Here is a 3,987-nt window from a genome sequence, read left to right as displayed (position 1 = left end):
TTATCACAGTCAATGTCTCGTAGAGGTAACTGTTGGGACAATGCCCCTCAGGAATCATTTTTTGGACATATGAAAGATGAGATAGATTTAAAGTCCTGTACTACTCTTGAAAATGTTAAGAAAATGATAAATAGGTATATCACATATTATAATAATTATAGATACCAGTGGAACTTGAAAAAGATGGCTCCTGTACAATACAGAAACCATCTCTTAGCTTGTTAGCACTTTTTTTTAGAGTGTCCTTCCTATAGGTACCAGTTTAATATAATCAGTTGTTTTTATTATATAGACCAGCTGCAAATGTATTCCCAGTCATTTGGCGCATTTATATTTTTTATTTCTTGCCACGTACCTTTTAACCCAAGCTCATTTGCAGATAATTCAAAATGGCATTTGGCTATTCCAATATCATTTTTCTGCATATCATAACCGGTTACTCCATAGCCTTTTGTTCTACAAAGGAAAAAGTGATATACATTCTTATCCTTTATAATTCTCCAAGGTTGTTTATTTGAAGCAGAAGGTCCGAGTCTTACCATCTCTAATGGCACAGCATATTGTCCCACGTTATCTTCATTTAGTGGCACTAAACTATCTGCTTCAAAAAACAATTCACTCCATGGTTTTCGTTTATTAGCACCAATAACTGCTCTCATAGCCGATTCAAAAACTCTAGGCTTTTCTTTTTTTATCCCTACAGGAGAAACAATGGGTATGACTTCATTATCAAGTAAATTCATCTTCTGTTCAAAATTACCCTTATTAAAAGTTCCACCAAGCCAACATGTTTGAAGTCCCAACTCCGTTGCGAAAAGCACAATTTTTTCGAATAAATACCCAAATTCAAGTGCATCTTTTTCTTCTTTATCTAATATTCCAATAATAAATGAATTAGCACCCGATATAATCCCATATGTCCCTAATTTTTTTGCTTTCCCACCATCATTATCATTATTTTGTATGAATATAACCCTAGCCCTTAATTTTGTTTCTTCATTAATTTTTGTAATATAATCCTTTAGCTTTTTAAGGGTTATACTATCAATATTTTTTTGATCATATGATCTGCTTGATGTCCTCATTTTTATAAGTTCAATAACTGACTTTTGAAATTCCATACTTACTCCTTTTAAGTTATTATTGAGTTTAGGCATTGTGATACCAATGAACTGCACCTAATTGCGGTTCTATACTTTTTTTGTTTATTAACTGATGTTAAATTTCTATGTAACTCGAATTACAAATTTATTTAAAAATAGTATACCATATTTATACATTGAGTAGCTTAGTTAAACCGTCTTTATCCACAATGCTATGGTGAAATAGCTACTTATCCACAAAATAGCTATTACTATTGTGTACATTTCCTTCACGCATAAGTCCCCTCCAAAGTGTTTATTCCCGTAAAATATTTTTCAACTGTCTGTTTATAGCGTCTGAATCAAAGTCCTTATACCACTGCCCCCGAGCCCACTGTTGCATGTTTTCATGTTCAATATGATTAGAATTAGCCATGATTTCTAAAAATTCTTTATATCCATAAATACCACCAACATCTTCTGGTGGTGCATTGCCTTCACCCATTAAACAGGTTGGATAGTTTTTATCATAATCCGTATTAACGCCTTGTATAGTGATTTCATGCTCCCAGTTGTCACCGTAGTCGTAACGATAAACTATTGTATACTGCTGCTTAATATATTCGGAAAGATTAACCTCAGAATCCAAGAGTATTGGGCACTCCTCCAGCGTTTCATAAATTTCTTCAAATTCACTAATAACATTTAGTATACTTTTGCCCTCCTTATCAAAAATGTTAAAGTTGTACAAATGATAGTTTTTCCAATCAAAAGAAACTTGCAGTATTTCATGAAGCTGTTTGAAGGTAATATCTACAGGTGTTATAATCCTTCTCCATGCGATTTCGGGATATAATTTAAGTTTAACTATTAAGTCCACTGCCTCACACCTAACTACTTCTTCACCAGCAAATAGTCTAAGATCCTTGCTTAAAAATATATATGGATAGCTGTAGCCAGATTCCTTGCTAATCTTTATGATGTCATAATTCAATATTGCGGTAGCTGAGGTTTGAAAAAGTTCACTCAAATCTAATATATCTTCAACTGCTTTTACAAGCTCACATGCTTTATTGAGCCGTGCTACATATTTTGCCCCTCTTGTTTTAGAATAAATTAATTCTCCCCCACTTTTTAAATACCGCTCTATGATTTCGTCCTTAATTTTTTCCTCTATCAAACATCTTTTAATTCCCAGAATGAGCAGTCCATTTAAATTTTTAAAGTCCTTTGCTTTAAGTCCATAAAGTACAAATCCAAATCGATTACTGTCATTTACCATCACAATTGTCTTTCTTCTATTCACCGTTATCAAATGCACACTCCAACAAAATAAATCGCTCGCTCCCGTTTCATTTTGAAGCACTATCCCCAAAGTATCTTGCAGTTTTTTTGTACAACATATTTGCATCTTTATCTCTCCTTACCCATCACTCAAGAAATTCACTCGAAGAGCGATACCATTTATGTATTTAATATTATTATACCTCAAATACCATTTCATCTTCTACAACTACTATATTGGGGTTATGCGAAAACGAAGAATATAATTCCTCAAATTTATCTACATTCCAGTTTGGGTTTATGTGGATAAGTCCAAGCTTTTGTATTTTATACTTACTTAGCATATCGTTGATCTCCTCAAAAGAACTGTGATCTTTGCTGCCTTCGTTTGCTATAGTCCAGCATTCATGAAGTAGCAGTTTTGTACCTTGTGCTTCTTTAAATGTATTTTCAAGAATAGTGGTATCCGTACTGTAATGAAGATGATCTCCAAGTGATATTCCAAAAGATTTGCCAGAATGAATTTGCGGCGTTATTTTTATAGGAATATTACCAATTTTAAAGCCTTTCAAATCATAATCCATCATTCTTACTTCACTCGCAAACTTATCTATAGTAAATGGGAAGAAAGGAGGCGTTATAAACCTTGATATAACATCTTGACACCCGGTAAATCCTAGCTCTTTACCAGGGCCGTAAATATTGAGTCTTTTTTCTTTGCTCCAGTTACCTATATAGCTGAGCCCAATTAAATGATCTAAATGATAATGACTATATATTATATTTATTTCTTCATATTTATTTAAAATATCTAGGTGATTTGATAACCTGCTTAAGCCACTACCGGTATCAAGAATTATTAAGCTTTCCCCTGTATCCACTAGATAACTAGCAGTATGCCTACTCTCCGTTGGAATCCAGCCTCCACTTCCAAGTGTAACTAACTTCATAATTTATCCCCTTTCATTCTATGCTTAATACTATTATACCAAACCAAGGTAAATAATAACCTTCCATTCAGAAAGGTCTAAAAAAAGTCTAGAAAAATAATATTCTAAGATATCTGAAAATTTTAAAGGACAAAAAAACAGTAGATGAAATTCATTTACTGTTTTTTAAGTCAATTTATTAATTGAAAGTACAATTATTATTGGTTTTGTTAATGAAGAATTAGAAAAGACATCCCCTTTAGCATTTTCAGATATTATGTTAATTCTAATATTTTTCCCAAGAAAAACTTCAAGTCTGGATAACAAATATTAACGATTTTATTATTTTTATCTGTTTCAATTTCAATATTAATAGATATTTTATCAGAAGTTCCTGGCATTTGATCTATAGCAATTTTTTTTATTTCATCTTTATTTGCAAATAAACTCTCAGTAAGTAATTTGCCGCAATTTTTACAAAAGATAGTTTTATTACCTATAGCCCCTAGGTACTGTTTGCATTTATTACATTTCATAATCATATAGATTCCCCCCTATTATAAACTGAGCTTTCACGGAAACTCCTTAGCTCCTGTGATTACTCATTTTTAGTATCATTAATTTTTGTTGATTCCCCCACTTTTTTTGCATAAAACACTTGACATGTCCGTAAAATTTTGCGGTCCTCCTAT

General features: G+C 32.3%; 5 protein-coding genes. 1 reads left to right on the top strand and 4 read right to left on the bottom strand.

Going from position 1 to position 3,987, the window contains the following annotated elements; all coding sequences use genetic code 11:
• Window positions 1-225 (top strand): IS3 family transposase (locus ACJAX4_RS22515; RefSeq protein ID WP_435791681.1); only part of this gene is annotated, 225 nt, incomplete at its 5' end.
• Between the two features lie 59 nt (window positions 226-284).
• Here ACJAX4_RS22515 and ACJAX4_RS22510 read toward each other — a convergent pair.
• The 4 genes from ACJAX4_RS22510 to ACJAX4_RS22495 form a co-directional block, all read right to left on the bottom strand.
• Window positions 285-1,121, bottom strand: a complete 837-nt coding sequence (locus ACJAX4_RS22510; RefSeq protein WP_435791680.1) for a nitroreductase family protein — start codon at window positions 1,119-1,121, stop codon at window positions 285-287.
• 277 nt (window positions 1,122-1,398) lie between these two features.
• Window positions 1,399-2,493 (bottom strand): plasmid pRiA4b ORF-3 family protein, encoded by a 1,095-nt coding sequence (locus ACJAX4_RS22505; RefSeq protein WP_435791679.1) that lies wholly within the window; start codon window positions 2,491-2,493, stop codon window positions 1,399-1,401.
• Between the two features lie 70 nt (window positions 2,494-2,563).
• Entirely contained in the window at window positions 2,564-3,316 is a 753-nt protein-coding gene (locus ACJAX4_RS22500; protein ID WP_435791678.1) for an MBL fold metallo-hydrolase, read from the bottom strand.
• Window positions 3,317-3,570: 254 nt separating this feature from the next.
• Window positions 3,571-3,837, bottom strand: coding sequence for a hypothetical protein (locus tag ACJAX4_RS22495; protein ID WP_435791677.1), 267 nt, complete (start codon window positions 3,835-3,837; stop codon window positions 3,571-3,573).
• Window positions 3,838-3,987: the final 150 nt, after the last annotated feature.

Origin of the sequence: Clostridium sp., from assembly GCF_051278035.1 — a bacterium.
Taxonomy (GTDB): domain Bacteria; phylum Bacillota; class Clostridia; order Clostridiales; family Clostridiaceae; genus Clostridium_AD.
Note: the sequence above shows the minus strand (reverse complement) of the source record. Positions and strands in the feature narration are given on the sequence as shown.